The following is a 19,003-nucleotide window of genomic DNA, read 5'->3' as shown; positions in this document are numbered from 1 at the left end:
ACAGTACATATTTTTTTGTTGCTTTTTCTTGATTCATGTTCTTTCCTTTCTTCTCTGATAAGAGAATATAATATACAGATAAATAAAAAAACTAGTTCTGCAACTAGTCTCAAAATTTTTTCAAATGGATAAATAAAAAGATAGAATCTAGTTACAAAACTAGTGCTCTATCTACCTTAATAATATCTTATCATAAATTTTTATAAATCAATGTTAAAATTTTCAATTTTTTCTTTTAAATTATGAGTAATAAGCGATTATGTCCCTACATATTAACAAGCGACTTTGTCCTCCTTTATAATCAATAAATGGAGGTTTTATGAAAGGACTACTATTAAATACCATGAAACAAGAACAACTAAGATTAATTAAGGAATTATCTTTAAGAAAAGAATCTATTAAAAATACAGCCTTTAAATTAGGTTATAGTGTTAGACACACAAGAAGAAAACTTAAAGAATATCAAGAGATTGGAGCAAAAGCTTTTATTCATAAAAATACCAATAAAATACCTATAAATAAAATTTCACAGTTATTTAAAGATGAAATAATTGAATTATTTCAAACTAAATATTATGACTTTAGTATTAAACATTATTGAGAAAGAAATTGAAAAAGCAAAATAAGCTATTCTGCAATTAGACACATATTAATAGAAGAAAATATTTTAATTGATACTCTTAACAGAAAAACAAAAAAAGATATTCGTAAAAATTTAAAGGCAGCAAACCAAGAAAATTTAACAAGCGAGTATCTTTCAAAATCAATTATAACAAGCAAACCCCATCCTACGCAAAAGAAAATTGTAAAGTTTGGAGAAATCTATGAAACTGATGCTTCAAATCATCAATGAATTAAGAACTTAAAATGCCATTTGCATATTGTAATTGATAAAGCTAGTAAAAGGATTTTGGCAGGTTATTTCAGCGAACAAGAAACTACTGAAAGTTATTATAATATCTATAAAAAAGCCTTTAAACATTATGGTTTACCAAAACTAAATGTTAGTGATAATCGCAATGTTTTTAGTAGTAAAAATAATCGTGACCATTTTGGCGATAGTGTTTCAAATACACAATTACAATTTATTTTTCACTCTTTAGGAGTAAATACAAAAACAACATCAATCCCCCAAGAAAAAGCATTAGTTGAAAGAACTTTTGGAACATTACAAAGAAGATGACCTCAAATAATTAGACTCTTAGATTTAAAAAATATTGAGCAGTTAAATAATTATTTACCCCATCTTATTCAGGAATACAATCAAGATTTTTCAATCCCTTTAGACCAATTAGAATCAGTAACTAGAAAATTTGATCAAGATGAAGATATTGTTTTCTCTTATCGAAGTGAAAGAATTATTGATAATGGTCATAGTATTAGTTTTAAAAAAACTAAGTGATTTATTTGTAAAGGCTTTACTCCAATTTACTTTAAACCAAAGTTAAAAGTAATGGTTATGGAAACTATAAATAAAAAGTATTATGCGCTAATTGGAAATGACATTTACAATCTTACTCAAGTTGAAGACGAACGTTTACATGGAAATGCTAAAACACTATCTAATGAAGAATTTGAAACTACTAAAGTACCCAAAATTGAATCTCCTTGAAAAGCAACTAACTGATATTTTTTTGATAGAAAAAGAAAAAATACAAGATCTATTTATTAGATAAATCTTGTATTTTGGGACATAATCGCTTATTATCTACATCATTTTCTTTTTTCTATTCATTTTTATAATATCACAATAATATTTAAAAAATAAATAATATATTATTCTTGCTTCTCTCTTTTATATGAGTAATAAGCGATTATGTTGCTACATATTAACAAGCGACTTTGTCCTTCTTTATAATAAATAAATGGAGGTTTTATGAAAGGACTACTATTAAATACCATGAAACAAAAACAACTAAGATTAATTAAGCAATTTTCTTTAAGAAAAGAGTCTATTAAAAATACAGCCTATAAATTAGGTTATAGTGTTAGACACACAAGAAGAAAACTTAAAGAATATCAAGAGATTGGAGCAAAAGCTTTTATTCATAGAAATACCAATAAAATACCTATAAATAAAATTCAACAATTATTTAAAGATGAAATAATTGAATTATTTCAAACTAAATATTATGACTTTAGTATTAAACATTATTGAGAACTAAATTGAAAAAGAAAAATAAGTTACTCTGCAATTAGACATATATTAATAGAAGAAAACATTTTAATTGAAACTCTTAACAGAAAAACAAAAAAAGATATTCGTAAAAATTTAAAGGAGGCAAACCAAGAAAATTTAACAAGCAAGTATCTTTCAAATTCAATTATAACAACCAAACCCAATCCTACGCAAAATAAAATTGTAAAATTTGGAGAAATCTATGAAACTGATGCTTCAAATCATCAATGAATTAAGAACTTAAAATGTCATTTGCTTATTGTAATTGATAAATCTAGTAAAAGGATTTTGGCAGGTTATTTCAGCGAACAAGAAACTACTGAAAGTTGCTATAATATCTATAAAAAAGTATTTAAACATTATGGTTTACCAAAATTAAATGTTAGTGATAATCAAAATGTTTTTAGTAGTAAAAATAATCGTGACCATTTTGGTGATAGTGTTTCAAATACACAATTGCAGGTTATTTTCCATTCCTTTGGAGTAAATAAAAAAAACAACTTCAATCCATCAAGAAAAGGGATTAGTTGAAAGAACTTTTGGAACATTACAAAGAATATGACCTCAAATAATTAGACTCTTAGATTTAAAAAATCTTGAACAATTAAATAATTATTTGCACCATCCAATTCAGCAATACAATAAAGATTTTTCAATACAATTGGCCAATTAAAATCAGTAACTAGAAAATTTGATCAAGATGAATATATTGTTTTCTCTTATCAAAGTGAAAAATTTATTGATAATAGACCTAGTATTAATTTTAAAAAGATAAGTGGTTTATATCTAAAAGGTTTACTCCAATTTACTTTAAGCCAAAATTAAAAGTAATTATTATAAAAACAAGAAATAAAAAAATTATGCTTTAATTAGAAATAACATTTGGAATCTAGTTAAAGATAAAAATTAACTATTTACATGGTAATATTAAAATACTTGAAATTAATTCTATTTGTAAAGTTGCTAACTAATATTTTTTGATAAAAACTAGCAGACTTATCTACTAGTTTAGTTTCTTAATTTGGGACATAATTTTTATTATACACAAAATAAAATTTTATATTCTTGACATTCCAATCTCTTGAATATTTATTAATTTATAAGAATAAAAAATAAAGTTAATAGAAACTACTTAGTTTTAGTAATTTTTACCAACCTTATTTTAATAATGACATAAATATTAAATTTCACTTTTAAAAAATGCATAATTAATGTGTATGTTATATCTTTAAATGAATTTAGTTTTTTGGAATATAGAGGTTGTATTATCTAATATTCCTGAAGTTTTTGTATTAGAAATATAAATATTGCTATCTTCATAAATAACAAAGGTAGATAATTCTTTTTTATTTCATTTTTTTGAATATTTTATTAGTTCAAAACTATTCAAATCTACATTAACTACAATATTTTCAGTTACTCTTTTTTCGTTACTATTAGTTTTCTCAAGAGAAAAAATAATATTAGTATTCTCAATATATAAATTAGTAATTTCTACAAAGTTAATACTAGGTGAATCTCAGTTATAAATTGTAGTTATTTCTATTAAGTTATCATTAAAAAATTCTGATAAAGTAATTTTATTCCTAAATTTTTCTATCATATAAACTTTATTTTTATAATTAAAAATATTGGAAATAGAACTATTAGGAATATTAACAACTCATTGTAACTCTAATTCATTGTTAGAAAAATTAATTTTATTTAATGAAGCATCATAATTATTATTTGAACTTCATTTAGACACATAGACATCGTTATTATAATACAATAAATTTGATAATCTTGATTCTGTTCATTCGAATATTAAATCTTCACTAGTTTCTAAATCATAAACACCCAAATTATTTGATTTTCCAGTTACATTACTTGAAATTAAATAATAAATTTTATTTTCTACAAAAATCATTGAGAACATATTATGAGATTTTAAGACTATAATTTCACTAGTAATTAAATCAACTGAAACAATTGATGCTCCATTATATCAAATATCACTATATACAATAAAAAGCTTATTATTGTATATATGAAAGTCAATTCCAGAAAAATCAAATGTCGACCTAACAGCATCTTCATCTAAAACAACCGATCCTAAATTTTCAACATTACCATTATCTAAATTTAATTTATAAAAATTTGCACTATTATAATTATTATAATCATTAATAATAAATTGATAATAAATTTCATTACCAATTAAAATAGATTTACCACTTTTCTCTTCAAGATTTTTTTCAAGCTTAATAGAATTTATTAAAACAAATTCTGAATTTATCTTATCTTCAACTTTATAAAACTCCAGTATATTTTCTTTTACAACTGTTCCATATCAATTGTTTTCAATTTTTAATGGTGTATCAAAACCATGTAGACTCCCATTAGATAATTTACCCACATTTTTTTGAGCAATAATACCTGAGTCATAGTTTAAATTATCCTTATCAACTTGATTGGAATTGATCATCATTTGCCCAGTACTTGTAGCAGACATTGTAAAAACTGCTATTAAATTTAATAATTTAATCATTTTTTTTACCTTTCCTTCAAAACCCACCCTACCAACCTTAACCATCTTTATTTTATTATGAAATTAAAATAAAGGATTTTTAGTTTTTGATAAAATAGCTACATTACTATCAAAAATGTAACTGATAGGTTTAATATTGCTAAAATAATTTTAGTAAAAACTGTGCATATTATATGCTTTTATTTTTTAATAGAATAGACAATTCCAAATAGACCGAAGGTTTTAACAGAGTGGTTATAATTTTTTTAAGTCAAAAATAATAGAGAAAAATAAAATATCAGTTTTTGAAAAAGTGTACGGTCTATTACATGTATATGATACAGAAGTAAATTGTAATAATTACACAGCAAGAAGAAACAAAGGAATAGAATATTTAATTTTATTTATTTTGATTCTAAGAAACTAGTTTATCAACCAAAAAAATACTTTAAGTTTTATACATTAATAAATGTTATATCATAGATAAAAAATAAAAATATTGCAATTTATTAATTGGTAAAAGGACTAAGTATAATAAAAAATACAATAAACAAGTTATTTCAAACATTAATAGATTCATTAAATAAAATTATGGTGTTTCTAGCAAGTTTGTATGTCCTTGAGTTTAAAAAAATTGCTAGATTAATATTGGTTATAAGTTCATAAATTAATTAAGATCAAAGAAATAGAGGTCTAAGGTATTTAAATATTAATAATAAAAAGTTAAAATTTCAGTGATTTTTTATTTTCAAAATAAAAACTATTCCTACTTTTTTAAACTTTCAATAGTACTCATTGTTCCACTAATACTACTTATGTTTTTCGAAACAAGTATTAACACAATATTGATCTCTTTAAAATAATAACTTTCTCATTTAGCAAGTGTTAATTATAATAATGTAAAATTATTTACACTTGAAGGAAAACTTACCGTAAAGGGAAATTGAAATTAAGAAGCAATGGAAGTTAATCTTCTTTTAAAAAAATAAATAAGTTTTTATTTTAAATTATAGTTTTCTTTTTTTTATTGTTATTCTTTTCTCATTAATCAATTTTAAACTAATTTCTTCCTTTGCTCAAAGATATATTATATATAAAGCAAATAATTTTAACTACTTCTGAAATACTACTAAAGTTAATTTTCTGCAAATATGTATCCATATTACAAATTAATTTCCTTCTAATTTCTTATTATAAAATATCTTATTCCTTTAATATCTTTTTTATTAATAATTTTCTTTAGTTTTAATTTACAAAGTTAAATTATTTTTTTGTTAAATAAAATATAATCTAAAAAAATATATAAATCATTAATCACCAATTATTATTCGCAATAAAAAAAACTCTTGCAAATATATCATAATTATTTAATTTTTGCTATTTTTTTTATTATATTCTTATAAATATTTTTTGAAAAATACCTATTGTTAAAAAATTAGATCTTTATAATATAAATTTATAAACTACTTAGTTGCTTCAAAATTAACTACCTTATAATTACTTAAAATAAATTTTTTTCTTTCAATCATTAAGTAAGATGTCATAAAAACAGTTGATACTATTCATGAAACAAATAAACTGAAACCAAACATATATGTAATAACTTCAACATCATATTCTAATTTTTTTATTGAGTATAAAATGATAAAAGGAGTGAAAGTTAGTAAATTACAAATTATGGCTTGAATAGCTAAAATAAAGTTTTTCCCTTCTCCATTAAATTGAGCATTAATACTAGTTGCCAAAACATAAAAAATAAAAAAGCCAATTAGCTTTGAAAATATTTCTCAACTTCTTTGAGATAAACTACTATCATTATTTGATAAAAATAACGTAAATAAGTGATAAGTTGGAATAAATATAGATAAAGCTATAAGAAAAGAAATAATTGCTATTATTTGAAATTGTAAGATAAGAATTATTCTTTTTTTATAATTTAAATCATTGCTTGTAGAGACAATTGATTTATTTATAGCAAAAATTACATTTGGAATAATTAAAACTCATGATCATATAATTGTATTTGATAATCAATATGCATCACTTTCAACTGCTTTATTCATATTTTTAGCAATCATAAATAAGTAAAATGAGTTATTAATTGTTGAAAATACAAAAGCTGATAAAACATTAAGTCAAAATATTTTTGTAAATGTTAATTTACTTAATTTTAAATTAAAGGTTTTTAAATTAAAAAATCTCTTAAATCCAAAAGCTCTAGCTACCATAATCAAAGAAGTTAAAAATAGCAATATTTGTGTAATTAATGTACTTATACCAAGTCCTATATAAGCATTTTCAAATACCCTATTATTTGCCAAAGTAAAATCAAAGATAATTGAAAAAGATAATTTACTAATAAGTAAAGCAAGAAATCCCTTATACATTTTCAAATTTAATATTACAACTGTTGAAACAGAAGTTAAGATTTCTGGAATTTTACTATAAAGTTGCAATGTAAAAAATACTCTTTGCTCATAACCCTCGTTAGAGCCAATAACTTTTACAAGATTACCGACATTTAAACTTAAAATGAAAATAAGAATTAAATAAATAAAAAATGTTACTAAATAAACTTCTCTCAACTTATTTAAGTGTTCTTTTTTATTTATTATGATCTTGCCAAATCATCAAAATAATGGAAATACTATTGTTTCTTGAATAACTTCCAACATAATGTTCAAATAATCTCATTGTGCATAAGTTTCAACACTTGCTGACATATATTGAGTTATTACTAATGTTCTAACAAGTATTCAAATAGCAGGTATTAATGAATATAAGAACATTCATGGAAATAACTTTCAATGACCTTTTTGTTCTTTAATTACTAAAATAGTATCCTCTTTTGTGAAGTTAATTAAATTCATCTTCAATCTCCTCTCAATTTTTTAATACCCAGTTTTTAGTATAATTAAGTCAATAATCTAAGTCCCTATTTTTTTCACTTTTTAAAATAGCATTATTGTCTTTCTCTATTCTTTTTAAAATAGATAATTTTACAGCTGTAACATCATTTTTTTTATATTTTAAGTGTCTGAAAATAATTTTAATTTCTTCAATATACTTTTTGTGTTCTTGCTTGTCATCACCAAAGTTAACTCATAATAGACAAACATAACCAATATCATCATATTTACTTCCAAAATAACAACCATCTCAATCAATTACTTTAATTGGCATTAATTGCTCATTAAAAATAATGTTTACTGGACTAATATCTCCATGAACTATTACATTTCCATTCTTTTTTTCATAAAAATTTTGATACATTAGAATTATATCTATAATTCTAAGAGTAGATTTTATAGGCATTTTCTTAACCTTTTCTAAAATTGTGCCTTCTATAAAATCATATGAATAGTTTTGTGCATCTAGATTTTGATAATTAGGAAAAAAAGAAAAATTATTTTTTTTAAGGATTTTAATAACCGATTTAAAGTTTTTATTACTATTATTTTCTTTAGAAATTAAGTTACTATTTCTAATAATTTTTTTACCAGAAAGTCCATTATGTTTCATAGATATATTTCTCCTTTTCTTTTGAAAATTTTTATATTAATTAAGTATGCTTGTTAAAATGGTTTTATAAAAATTATTTTGTATTTTTAAATACTTAATATATTTAAAATTTACATTATTACTTGCAACTAAAAGTAATTTTATTTAACTGTTGTTTAATTTAATTTAATTTTACTCATAATTTTCTCCATTTTATAAAATTATATCACACTTATAAATTTATTTATTCTGGTTATAAACTGTCTATTTTTTTTTTTTTTTTAAAATGAAAAAGTTTTTTTAAAATTGAAAGCAAACATAAATATCTTAAATTACTAAAAAAATAAGAAGTTTTAAAATAGAAATAATTTAAAATGAAAAAACGCCATTTCTAATATGGTGTTTTAAGAATAATCACTTATAAATATTTACTATTCCAATGTGTTTCATTAATCACAGTTCAAATATATTTATTAAAAACTATAGAGATAAAAATGCTCAGCTACTTTCGTAAAGCTTCCAAAATAAAATTTATAATTAAATTCTGTAATTGTAGGATCTAATATTCCTAAAAAATCAGGATTCAGTTTTACATTAATATAAATTTCAAGCTCCGGACTTTCAGGTTTCCCAACAAGATTAATTAATTTATTTTTGTAGTCTTCAAATTGACCACAATAATGAAGTCGATCTACTTCAATATTTACAGGTGCAGTTATCTCACAAAAACCTACTTTTGGATTTTTCTCATGAAAATTTTTAAAATTATATTTACTATCATAAGGTGTAATATCTATAAAATTATTACTCATCTTTTTATAAATAAAGCTATCCGTTTTTTTCATATCTCAGTATCAATTACCAAAAATGTCTTCCATTTTTGTAATAAAATTTAATTGATCTTGTAGAAAATAATTTTCAGGTTGTAGTCCCTCAAAATTAGGTATTGCATATTTATCATCACCTCTAAGAACATAATCTACTTTTGGTTGATTAATTAAATTATGATCTATTCAAAGCTTAAAAATAGTCTTTTTATCAATTCAATAATTTTTAATAGGATAAACAATCTCTTTGCTATAGCTAAATACATCGCTTTTCTTAGAAGACATTGTTACAGAAAAATTTCCTATTTGATAATCTCCTATTTTTAATTTATTCTCATCCAAACTGTAAATATTATCAGAAGAGCATACATTTCCTTCAATTGTTAAACAATTATAATTTTTTTCTCTTTTAGCTACTTTCAAAACAATATCATCTTCTCTATATTTAATATTTCTTAAAGAAGCAAACTTATTTTTTTGAAAAAAATAATTAAATTTTTCTATTAAAAATTCTACTCCATCAAAATTTCGTAAGTGATTTTTAATAGAATAAAAATCTGTTTTGGGATTAGTATCATCTCCACTTGATTCAATCAAATAATTTTCAAAATCCTTAATTGTATCAATGTAGACTTGTTTTACCACTTTTGAAGGAATAGCAATAAAATTAGGTTCTCTAATAAAATCTGGAGTACAGCTTATAGCTAAAGTGCTTGGAATAATTGTTGCTAACAATGAAGAATAAATAGTTAGTTTCTTCATAATTAACTGAATTTAATGTCTGATATTGACATACTTGCTTCTGCTCTTGCTCAATAAGCATTTCAAGCTGAAGCTCAAACCCAAGTGTTTACAGATAATCTTATTTTAAATTTAAAATCATTTAATCATTTAGTGGTCAATGTACCAAAAGCTTTTTCCTGATTTACATTTTTATAAGTTAAATCAAAAGCATTAATTGTTGTATTTTCGTTAACATTAATTCTTTTATATTTTGGCTTAATATGATTAGTATCTTTGTATTGCTGATTTTTTGGATTTGGTTCTTTTTGGTTAACAGTATAATTGAATCTTCCCATTCCCTGAGTATAGTAATTTGTATTTAAACTATAATCCATATATTTATAAGAACTTAAAAATTTACTTTTACCTAAATCAATATCTATTACTACTGCACTAGTTTTAAAATCAGATTGCTCTGAATTATATGCATCAGATCTAGCTGATTGTGTTGCAACATTCGCAATTCCTGAGAAAACATCTTCAAAAGTTATAATTACAGATCCAATGTATTTTCCATATTTAGTTGCTCTAGCTACTGCGTTTTTATAAGTTATTGTTTCAATAAAAAAATCATCTTTCTTTAAACCATAACCTTCATTCTTTGTTAAAACAATTGCTTCTAAAACTTGTTTATTTAATTTTTTAACTTCACCCATGTGAGTAATTTTAATTGCTTCGCTTAGGATAGGCTTTACAACAGTATTTTCATTTATTAAAAAAATATCTTTAATGTTCAGTATTCCTTCAAACTGTTTACTATCGCCTAGATATAACATAGTTAAATCTCCCTTAGATTTACTTCCCTCAGTAGTAGGCAATTGTGGCATAACCACAAATCAGTCATCATAATTTTTTTGAACAGAAGTTATAATTTCTAAAATTTCACTTTCCTTATCATTTATTTTTGAAAGTTGTGATAAAATAGTTATCACAACAAATTTTTCATCATCTAAATTATTTATAATAGGGTATAAATTTACTTCCCCACTTTTTAATTTTAGTTCACTTAAATTAAGAGTCGCATATTCTGAATTGAGTAAATTATTCTCATTCTTTTCTAAAATATGTTTATTTGTTTCCAAAACTAATGTTGGAACAGCAGTGATTGATAAACTAATACTTGACAAAGTCGCTAATAGTTTATTCATTTTTTCATCCTTTCGTGTATGATTTCTCATACGCTTATATATTAATTCTTTTTTTTAAATAAATTTAAAAAATCAACATTAATTTTATAAAAAGTGGAACAATTCTCAATATTTTTTTCATTTTTAAAAAATATTTAATTAATAATTTCAAAAACTTATAATAATCTTCTGCTTTTTTAAAAAACTACTTATTAATAAAGTAATATAAAAATTTATTGTCGTTTATATATTTAATTTTTCCAAAGTACATTTTAAAGCTGTTCTTTATATTTTCTGGATCTAATATATCTAAATAATTTTCATTTAAAGGTATATCTAAAATTATTTCTAGTTCACTATTCTCTAAATTCATAATCCTTAATTTATTTTTAATTCTTTCAAGTTGAGAGCAATAATGTAAATCTTTTTCTTGTAAATTTTCATTAGAGTTTATTTCACAAAAATTTATTTTTGGATTTACTTTGTGAAACTTTCTAAAGTCATTTCTTTTAATTGGTTCAACAATTTGTGCAAATTTATTACTTAAATAACTATACATAAAGTTTTTTGTCTTTTTCATCTCTCAAAATCAATTACCAAAAATGTCTTCAACGCTGGTAATAAAACTTATTTGTTCTTCCAAAGTAACTCCATTTGGTTTCATTATTTCAAAATTAGGAATTGTAAAGTAATCTTCATTTTTTAAAACCTCTTGAATTTTTTGATCATTCATTAAGTTATGATTTTCTCAAAGATTTGAAAAATTCTTTTTATTAATTCAGTAATTTCTAACTGGAAAAATTTAATTGTTTTTTGTAAGAAGAGCCAATTCCTTTTAATGACTCTATTAAAATATTAAAACTTCCTAAATTATACTCTCCAATTTTTACAATATTATTATCTTCAATAAAAGTTGTTCCTATTTTACAAATCATTTTATCAATTGTTTTACAATTAATATCTTGTTCAAGTTCTTTTATATTTAACTTTATATTATCTGTTGGATACTTGCTTTTAATTAAATATTTCCTTTTATTTAATTCATATAATGAGGTAAATTTATTAGCTAGAGTTGTAGTGATATTCCCTTTCCCTAACTCTATTTGAAAATCATAAAAATCTTTTTTAGGATTTTCATTATTACCATAAATATCATATAAATATTTCTCAAACTCAAGAATTGTTTTTTCAGTAATTTTATTAATGATTTCTAATGGAATTCTGTCAAAGTCTAATGAAGGTTTTGCCATAATTGCTGGTCCACAACCTTATTACTAAATTAGTAAGAATAATTGATGAGACTAAAGAAGAAAAAATTAAAGTCTTTTTCATAACTAATTTAGTTTAGTCCTTTAAAAGACATCTCACTTAATTTTTTAATCTTTTTTTTATAATTTCTTCAGTCTCAAAAATTTGTATCTTTATTAATCATATAATAATATTTTTTATTTATATAATTGAAAAAAGTTACTTTATTATCATTATTTAAAAAATTATTTTTAATAGAATCAATATTAACACTTGTAAGACTTGATACTTTAATAGTTTTTTCAATTATAGATTGATTTTTATTTTGTAACTTATTTCAAATATATTACATAATTATTTTAACTACTTGGAAATTTAGTTTATTGCCATTTAATTTTAAATAGACTAAATAAAATAGAACACTATCATTGCTTTTATAAAAAAATTGAACTCTATTACTTCTTAAAAATTGAATAGTTTCTATTGATAAACTAATACTAGACAAAATAGTTAATAGTTTATTCATGCTTTTTCCTTTCTCGTATAATTTTTATATATATATTAATTAGATTAAAGAGAAAAAATAAAAAATTTGATGAAATATTAAGAAAAAATGAACTATTTCTAAGATTTGCTTCATTTTTTAAAAAATCACAATTGATAACAAGTCTGTTTTAATTTTAAAATCAGTTTTACCATAAAAAGATCATTAGATATTAATTATATTTTTAAACTCTCTTAAAGAGTTTGTATTTAAAGTAACTTCACTTTAAGAGTTGATAAAATTTCTAAATCAATATAACTTTATTATTTCTAATCTCATTATATATATCGAAATTTTAACTTCATTTTTCAAAAAGTAAAAAGTCTATTGTTAAGTATCTAAAGCACCATATCTCAAAAAAATAAAAAAATCTTATTCAATATTTTGAATAAGATTTTAATTGATTACATTAACCTACAAACTATTTATTTCCTCAAGTTTCTTTAAATCAAGTTTCAAACATTCAATTTGAAAAAGCATCATAGTTAATAGCTCATGTCATTAATCCACGAATGTGAATATTGTCATTTTCTAATAAAACATATGATTTATATATTGATTCTCTTGTTGCTGCACCTCTACCTGCAGGTTCATTAGTAGCAGCTCCTAAAACGAATTTATTTGTTGGAATTTTTTCATAAAAATCGTTTTGGGCGCTATATTTTGTTGTTAAGTATTTTGTTACTAAGTAGTAGAATTCACCTCTATACTCAGTATCATCATTTGAAATATATGAAGTATTAACTCCTAAATAGTTTTTTTCTTCTTCATCAACAAATGGTCCAAATGCTCAACCATTATAGTATTGAGGATTTATAAAGTCATATAGACCATCAAGTCCTTTTAAGAAAGGAATATAACTTGCTTGATTACCACCTTCTGTATTGTATTTTAAGTATGGTAACTCTGGTGCCATTGTTAACATAAATTCTTTACCTTTTGAGTTTTGAATTTTTTTAGCTTCTTTTAAAGCTGAGATTGTAGTTTGTTGACTTTCTCTGTCTCCAAGTGCTCCACCTTCTCAATCAATATCGATTCCATCAAATCCATATTCATCCATATATTTAATAAATGTAGCAGTTAATTGATCAGTTTGATCCTGTCTAAATCTCATTTCTCCACCAGTAGCTCCACCCATTGATAAAATCACTTTTTTACCAGCGTTTTGTAAAGATTTAATTCCTCTTTGAATTCCCTCTTTACTTGTTGGACTAAATGCTTCAAAAGTAGGCATTGCATATGGTTCTCATGTATATAAGAATGAAATATCAATTACATTATATGCAGAGTTTAATAATTCATTACTATTTAATAAATCAACTGGATTATTATGTTGGCCTTCTCCACCTCATTCATATCAGTAACCTACTAAAAGTGCATCATTTGAAGGTTTTGGTTTTTCACCATTTTCTTCTAAACTAAAATTGATTACAACTTGTGATTCTTCATTATAAAATTCAGATTTTGCCTTTGTTTTAATTGTAGCTCCAGTTGTAGAAATGTTTTTAACTTCAACTTCATCTTTTTTAACATTTTTATTCTTAGCATAAACTTCATCCAAGATTGTTGAGGTATTTGCGTCCTTAATTACTCCTAAATTTGTTTGTGTTAAATCAACAGATAAATCTTTTTTATTTGAAGGTTTTTCTTTTTCAATAACTTTAAAGTTAACTTCAACAGAACCTTTATAGATTTTGCTTCCACTAATAGAATTAATAGTTGCACTTGTTTCTGTTATGTTTTTAACTTCTAAATGTCCTAAGTCTAAGTTTGCATTTTTTTGTGCTAAAGCGCTTAAAATACTTACTTCTGTATTTTCATTAAGTTCACCTAATTGAGTATTTTTAATAATATCATTTAATTCATCAGGTTGAGATATTGAAACTACTGTGTAAAAATTAATATCAACAGTTCCTTTATAACTATATGAATTTTCTTTTGCTTTAACTGTTGCTGAATAATTTGTAAATTCTTCAGTTATTCCTTTATTGCCAGTTTCTTTTATATTAGAAATTTCAACTTGATTTAAATCTAATCCTTTATTGGCACTGTCAATTAACTCTTTAATTTTTAATTCACTTAGATTTTCACCTTCAGCTAAATGAATTGCTGTGTTTTTACTTTTTTCAAAGTTTGTTTTTGTAATAACTTGACTTAATTCTTTCTTTTCAACAGGTTTAGCATTTTCTGAAACACTGTATGAAAGTCATACTTCATCTTTATATTTAGATTTACCTTCTTCATTGGGGATTAAAATTGAGTTATACTCATTAGTATTTTTTAAAGTTAATTTTGAAGTATCTAAATTTGGATTATTTATTTTAACAGCTTGCATAATTGTAGCTTCATTTATATCTGAAATATTACCCAATCAAGTTGTTTTAACTTCATTATAAAGTGAAGATACTGATCCAGAACCTTCTGAATTTCCTTTTAAAGTAAAACTAATATAACATTCATCTTGATATACTGTTGAACCAGATTTAGCAACAACTTGTGCTCCTCATTCAGTTACTGATTTAACTTCTAATTCATTAATATCAATTTCACTATTTTTTGCTTTAACTTGATTTAATATATTTTTTTCAGTTTCTTGTTCAGTAGAACCAGCTTGTATTTCTCCCAATCAGCTGTTTTTAACTGCTGAATAAAGTGCTACTGCTGATGAATCTCCACCATTAATTACATTATAAGAAACTGTTGATTGTCCTTTATAAAGAGTTGAATTACTCTTTGCTTCAATAGTTGCTCCTCATGGATTAATAGTTTTAACTTCTAATTCATCTGTGTTTATTAATGGATTAACTCCTTTTAACTCTTTTAAGATTTCTGCAGCATCATTGCTAGTGATTGTTCCCAATCAAGTATTGCTAATAGCTTCTCATAAATATTGAGAATCTGCCTTTCTATTTCCAAAATCAAATTTAACACGAGCTTCCCCATCGTAATCGGTTGCTCTGTTTTTTGCAACAAAAGTAGCATTTCCATTAAATAAATCAACATCTTTTAATGCCAATTTATCTGTATCTACTTTTGGATTATTTTGTTTAAGTGCACTCTTTAGAATACCTTCACTTACATTGCTTATTTTTCCTAAATCTTTGTTTTTAATGATTTTATCAATGTCCTTTGTATTATCTACTGTTAAATTACAACTAACAACAGCTGATGATGTTGAAGCAGTAAATGCAACCGCAGATAAAATTGATAATAGTTTTTTCATTTTTATAGTCTCCCATGTTTTGTATTATATACAATTAAAAGACATTGTCAAAAATAAAAAACTTAGAATATGGTAGAAAAAATACTTTAAAAGTTTACTTTTTGGTTAATATAAACTAAAAAGTAGAACTATAATGAAATATTTTTATAAAAAGAGGAATAAAGTATTCATAATACAACTCATAATATGAAATAGTAAGTAATAAAGTAAACAATTACCTTAAAATATAAAAATATTTTTAAATCTTAATTTTAAAAAGTAATTTGAAAAACTATATTTTTATAAAGACACTCAATTTCTTATCTTATACTGATAGATCTTGTTTTAAATGAGAAATTAGTATAAAAAAAGTTATTATCTTAAAAAATAATAACTTTCAGAATTCAATTAATATATTTCTATATTAATTTGCATATCCACCTTTTGGTCATACTAAGTATAATACTCCAGGTATAATTGCTAAAATTAATAATAAAATTAATGTAATCAATTTATGTTGTGGATGTAATAATCAGTAAATTATTCCAGGTATAATTGCCAATATTAATAATATTATTAATAATAATAGACTTTTATCTTTCATATGTTTTTCTCCTCAAATTAATTATAGATAATTTTACCTTAAAATTCCATAAAATATTGATTATTTTATAAATAAATTTATCTATTTTTTTATTAAAAATAACGTTGAATCATTCACTATCTTTAACAACTAATCAACTTCTATTGTTCCTACTCTAGCTCATTCTTGAATTTTCTTCATAAATTTTTTTGTATCCTTTGTTAAATTATCATATCCTTGACTTTTATCCATAAATTGTTCGAAGTCATTAATGCTTTCACTTTTATAAGTTTTTCCTGAATTTTCTGATACTAATTCGTCACACTCAAATTGAAGCATTTTATAAGATTTATAGGCTTTAATAAAACTTTCATATACTACACTTCTCTGTCTTGCTTCACTTTTTAATAGTATTTCATTATTTTGACTTTCGCTGCAATTTGAACATTCTGCAAGTTCTTGTTTAATTATCTCATCTACTTTTGCTTTTTCTTCAGTATAATAATCCAAAGCGTTTATAATATCTTCTTCTGATTCAGGTTGATCTGGTAATTCAAATTTAATTACCTTTTCTTTTTGACATGAAATAACCATATTAGATGTAGAAACAAATAAACTAGTTGCTGAAAATAGTGTTAATAATTTTTTCATATATTATTTTTCCCCTTTAAAATTTTGTATTGTATTGATATTGTCCAAAATTGGATTTATCAATTTTAACCACTTATATGTTATATACTTAAAATTAAACAAAATCAAGATATTTGCTCTAAAACAAAAAGATAAAAAAAATCTATTACTTAGATTTTTTTAAACAATTAAGATTTAATAACACCTTTTTTAGCTGATTTTTTTCTTATGACAAGATAAGTTATTGTTAAAATGACTGCAGTTCCACTAGCTGCTAAAATTATTACCCATATATTTCAATTATTGTTCTTAGCAACATACTCGCCAAAAGTATCACCTGTATAAAGTGATTTATAGTCTAAGCTTTTTGAATGGTTTTGACTTCTATAGTAATTTAATTTACTTCCAAATCCATCTAAAGCATGACCAATTTCATGAACAACTACACTAAATTTATATGGACTACTTCAAAAGCCTTGTTTATATTGACTGTTAAATTCTTTAAATGTTAGACTAGGTCCTGTAATTACAATGTAAGAATATGCAGTACTTGCAAAAACATTTTGTTTATCTACATAGTAATTTGTACTTGTATAACCCATTGTTCCATCGTTCATATCTGTTCCATCATCATTTTTTAGAGGAAAATCAGGACTTAATATAAATGCTACTAATATATTATTTACCCATATATCATTTTGTATAATGTTATATAGCGAATTATAAGTTTTTAAAGTAATATCTTTTAACTTTTGAGTATTATTAGTTGATCATTTTTCACTATCTGATCCCAAACTATTTGGAGTATTTTTTAAATATACCTCTTCAAGATTATCATAGACATGTGATAACCAAACTCCACTATAATTATTTTTATCTTTTGTTGCTTCGACTAATGTTTTATCTAAATTATCAAATGACTCATAGTGGTTTGCATTAAAGTTATTAAATGCATCAATTGATTCTTGACTTGCTGGAGTGTACGAATCTTGCATTCATGAAGAAGCAACTTCTAATAAAATGCTTTTTTGAGTTTGATTAAGATAAATAGTATTTCCTGTTTGTACTCTAAGTTGAGAAATTATAGAATTTAAAGTCTGCTGATTATTTGCTCAAATAATTGAATTATTTGAATATTTCAAATTTAGAGCATTACTTGGTGGTGTTGGCAAAGTTGTATCATAATATACTTTATTTTCCAAGTTTTCAACTAGTTGAATAAATTTTTGTGATATTGACACTGAGTTCTCATAAGGCCCATCAAATGTACCTCCTGTTTTAATAATTTCAGGAAGAACATTAATATAAAAATTATTTGTTACTTCTCAACTTTTATTTTTTAAGTCATCTTCTGTATTTAATCACTTACTAAAACTTTCTGCAAAAAACTCTGCGTCACTTGAAGAACCATAAATACTTGGCATAACAGTAGATGCCAACATGTTTTGAATAAATAGTGACTCATAAATTTCACTTTGAGTTCCACTTATATTTAAAGTAGTTTGAATTTTTTGAATATCGCTGTTTGAAATAGAAATACTATTTACATAGTAATATTTTAAAAGACGCCCATAATACATATAATTGTTTTTTGGAGTTATTAAAGATTTATATGAAATTTCTTCATCTTGATTTACATATTTAATAGTTTTTGCAAAATTATTGTTTTCGATATTAGTTTTTACAAATTCAGATATTGAAACTGTAAAAGAAAAAAATAATGATCATAATAATGTTCAAAACATTATAATTTTTTTCATTTTTTCACTACCTCTTTATATTTTCATATATATTTTTTAGAACTTATTTCAAGATATAAATCAAGATTATTATATAGCAAAATAAATAAATAAAATTATATTTTAAAACT

General features: G+C 23.1%; 14 protein-coding genes. 2 read left to right on the top strand and 12 right to left on the bottom strand.

What is annotated here, in order from left to right:
- Window positions 1-319 precede the first annotated feature (319 nt).
- Window positions 320-1,672 carry a hypothetical protein gene (locus AAHM99_RS00815; protein ID WP_342274906.1) on the top strand — a complete coding sequence of 451 codons (1,353 nt, stop codon included), beginning with the start codon at window positions 320-322 and terminating at the stop codon, window positions 1,670-1,672.
- A gap of 204 nt (window positions 1,673-1,876) precedes the next feature.
- The gene (locus AAHM99_RS00810) at window positions 1,877-2,755 is read left to right on the top strand and encodes a hypothetical protein (RefSeq protein ID WP_342274905.1); all 879 of its coding nucleotides are present in this window, start codon (window positions 1,877-1,879) and stop codon (window positions 2,753-2,755) included.
- Between the two features lie 652 nt (window positions 2,756-3,407).
- On the opposite strand, the gene AAHM99_RS00805 is transcribed toward AAHM99_RS00810, so the two are convergent.
- The 12 genes from AAHM99_RS00805 to AAHM99_RS00750 form a co-directional block, all read right to left on the bottom strand.
- Window positions 3,408-4,709 (bottom strand): hypothetical protein, encoded by a 1,302-nt coding sequence (locus tag AAHM99_RS00805; RefSeq protein ID WP_342274904.1) that lies wholly within the window; start codon window positions 4,707-4,709, stop codon window positions 3,408-3,410.
- 1,442 nt (window positions 4,710-6,151) lie between these two features.
- Window positions 6,152-7,558, bottom strand: coding sequence for a hypothetical protein (locus tag AAHM99_RS00800; protein WP_342274903.1), 1,407 nt, complete (start codon window positions 7,556-7,558; stop codon window positions 6,152-6,154).
- Window positions 7,545-8,210, bottom strand: coding sequence for a hypothetical protein (locus AAHM99_RS00795; RefSeq protein WP_342274902.1), 666 nt, complete (start codon window positions 8,208-8,210; stop codon window positions 7,545-7,547). The genes AAHM99_RS00800 and AAHM99_RS00795 overlap by 14 nt, the downstream gene beginning before the upstream one ends.
- A gap of 452 nt (window positions 8,211-8,662) precedes the next feature.
- Entirely contained in the window at window positions 8,663-9,778 is a 1,116-nt protein-coding gene (locus AAHM99_RS00790; RefSeq protein WP_342274901.1) for a hypothetical protein, read from the bottom strand.
- A 2-nt stretch (window positions 9,779-9,780) separates the two neighbouring features.
- Window positions 9,781-10,947, bottom strand: coding sequence for a hypothetical protein (locus AAHM99_RS00785; RefSeq protein WP_342274900.1), 1,167 nt, complete (start codon window positions 10,945-10,947; stop codon window positions 9,781-9,783).
- Window positions 10,948-11,131: 184 nt separating this feature from the next.
- Window positions 11,132-11,659, bottom strand: coding sequence for a hypothetical protein (locus tag AAHM99_RS00780; protein WP_342274899.1), 528 nt, complete (start codon window positions 11,657-11,659; stop codon window positions 11,132-11,134).
- Between the two features lie 55 nt (window positions 11,660-11,714).
- On the bottom strand, window positions 11,715-12,176 hold the full coding sequence (locus AAHM99_RS00775) for a hypothetical protein (RefSeq protein WP_342274898.1): 462 nt from the start codon (window positions 12,174-12,176) through the stop codon (window positions 11,715-11,717).
- A 344-nt stretch (window positions 12,177-12,520) separates the two neighbouring features.
- Window positions 12,521-12,700: a hypothetical protein gene (locus AAHM99_RS00770; RefSeq protein WP_342274897.1), complete on the bottom strand. Its 180-nt coding sequence runs from the start codon at window positions 12,698-12,700 to the stop codon at window positions 12,521-12,523.
- 439 nt (window positions 12,701-13,139) lie between these two features.
- The gene (locus AAHM99_RS00765; RefSeq protein ID WP_342274896.1) at window positions 13,140-15,941 is read right to left on the bottom strand and encodes a glycosyl hydrolase family 18 protein; all 2,802 of its coding nucleotides are present in this window, start codon (window positions 15,939-15,941) and stop codon (window positions 13,140-13,142) included.
- Between the two features lie 403 nt (window positions 15,942-16,344).
- A complete protein-coding gene (locus AAHM99_RS00760; RefSeq protein WP_339031120.1) occupies window positions 16,345-16,524 on the bottom strand; it encodes a hypothetical protein in 180 nt (59 codons plus the stop codon).
- A 129-nt stretch (window positions 16,525-16,653) separates the two neighbouring features.
- Window positions 16,654-17,154, bottom strand: a complete 501-nt coding sequence (locus tag AAHM99_RS00755) for a lipoprotein (RefSeq protein ID WP_342274895.1) — start codon at window positions 17,152-17,154, stop codon at window positions 16,654-16,656.
- Between the two features lie 167 nt (window positions 17,155-17,321).
- Window positions 17,322-18,893, bottom strand: coding sequence for a hypothetical protein (locus tag AAHM99_RS00750; protein ID WP_342274894.1), 1,572 nt, complete (start codon window positions 18,891-18,893; stop codon window positions 17,322-17,324).
- Between the last annotated feature and the right edge of the window lie 110 nt (window positions 18,894-19,003).

The organism is Spiroplasma endosymbiont of Cantharis lateralis, from assembly GCF_964030855.1.
Taxonomy (GTDB): Bacteria; Bacillota_I; Bacilli_A; order Mycoplasmatales; family Mycoplasmataceae; genus Spiroplasma_A.
The sequence above is the reverse complement of the archived record's forward strand: the minus strand, read 5'-3'. Positions and strand labels throughout refer to the sequence as shown.